This window comes from Lentilactobacillus kefiri, from assembly GCF_007989105.1.
In the GTDB taxonomy this organism is placed as follows: Bacteria; Bacillota; Bacilli; order Lactobacillales; family Lactobacillaceae; genus Lentilactobacillus; species Lentilactobacillus kefiri.
Genome location: NZ_BJVK01000087.1, coordinates 1 through 1,513 on the forward strand (window position 1 = coordinate 1; position 1,513 = coordinate 1,513).

1 protein-coding gene is annotated in these 1,513 nt (G+C 41.6%); it reads right to left on the bottom strand.

The genetic code is table 11. The features are described from left to right. Positions 1 to 23: 23 nt before the first annotated feature. On the bottom strand, positions 24 to 1,382 hold the full coding sequence (locus LKE01_RS11770; protein WP_056973869.1) for an IS4 family transposase: 1,359 nt from the start codon (positions 1,380 to 1,382) through the stop codon (positions 24 to 26). Positions 1,383 to 1,513 lie beyond the last annotated feature (131 nt).

Consider the following 1,513-nt stretch of genomic DNA (forward strand, 5'->3'; position numbering starts at 1 on the left):
CATATTTTAATTAATTTAACCATTTAGCTTGCTGTTAACAGCGAAACTAACCGTTTCGGCAAAAATGTGAAGAACTGATTCATCATCTGAATAATTTGGGCTCTTCTTGCATAAACTTCATGATTAATAATCGTTTTTAACGAATTTAGAAGCCATACCAGTGCTTGAGACAACTCAATATCTGGCATGGCTTCGTTCATTATAAAGAATAAATCCCCAATGGTGCGATCATCCTGATTTTGCCGTTCCTGCCAAGCTAATAGGTCATAAGTCATCATGACAATTGCTAAATGGCCACAAAGCCCGTCATAATTTTGAACTTGTGATTTGTCGAGCCGCAAGTATTGCTTGGCAACTTTAAAGTAATTCTCAATTTGCCATCTTCGGGCGTATAGTTGAATGATCTCTTGTGGCTGAAGGCCTAACTGAGTCGTTGCCAGTACTAGGTAGTCATCTTGACGGGCCCGATTAGCCACAAATACCAAGCGAAGCTTGAATTTTTGGTTCCCGACGTGCGCTTCGACAAAGCAGCTGTATTGATAAGCTTGCTTGGGTTGATATTTTGAGGCCTGCAGTCGCTTGTATAATGCTTTAACTGAATATTGCCGTCCGCGATATTGATAGTAAATTTTGCTGGACCGTTTAAGCATGCCCACGCCGTTTAATCCCAACTTGGTTAATTCATAGAACATTTTTGGTGAGCTATACCAGCTATCAAATAACACATAGTCAGCTAGAACGCCATTTGCGAGGGCTTGCTTGACAAGTTGCAATGAAACGAGGTTCATTTTTTGCTGTGCTTGGCGACGTCTCCGGCCAGCAATTGTTCGTTGATCGGTTGTTTTAGCTGATTTTCCAAGGACGTTTTGTGGCTTCTTGGAAGACATTAATGCAAAGTTGATCGGTAAGAATGTATTGGCGTCACTCCAACCCAAAGTTAAAGCCCGGTATCCCTTAATATATAACTGTTTGTCATGGTCAAAGACTCGCGCTAGTAATTCGGTTTGGGTGGCGTACTCACGGGAAAAGAGTGTATCGTCAATGATCAATGCTAACCGCCGCCGGCGGTCAATAAACGGTCGTAAATGCTTGATTAAATGACTCCCAACTTGACAAATCAAGCGTTGCCAATTGATCCGGCCATCGTTCAAATTATTTCTGACGGTGCGACTGGTAAAGTTAGGTGTTTCATGGGCTCGATAAAGCGAGCGTCCCAGGAACTTTGTCGTGAGCAGCCATTCAATGACCTTCATCAAGCTGATTTCTGAATGCCGGCGATAATTCACCAACTTGGTGAGTTTAGATAGACCAATGAGGGAAGTAAATTGATGAACAATATTGTGAAGCTCGTTTTCTGTATTTTTTTGTCTTATAATATTCATGACGTAAGTCTCCTTTGTATCTTGGTTTTGGTCGACTAAAGTATACAACGCAGGAGAGCTTGCGTTTATTTTTTGCCAAAAAAGCCAATAACCACACGCCTTTGGCGTGATTATTAGCTTTCATGTTTCAG

Coding starts and splice junctions, on each gene's coding strand:
- LKE01_RS11770 (WP_056973869.1), bottom strand. CDS start 1,382: ATGAATATTATAAGACAAAAAAATACAGAAAACGAGCTTCACAATATT.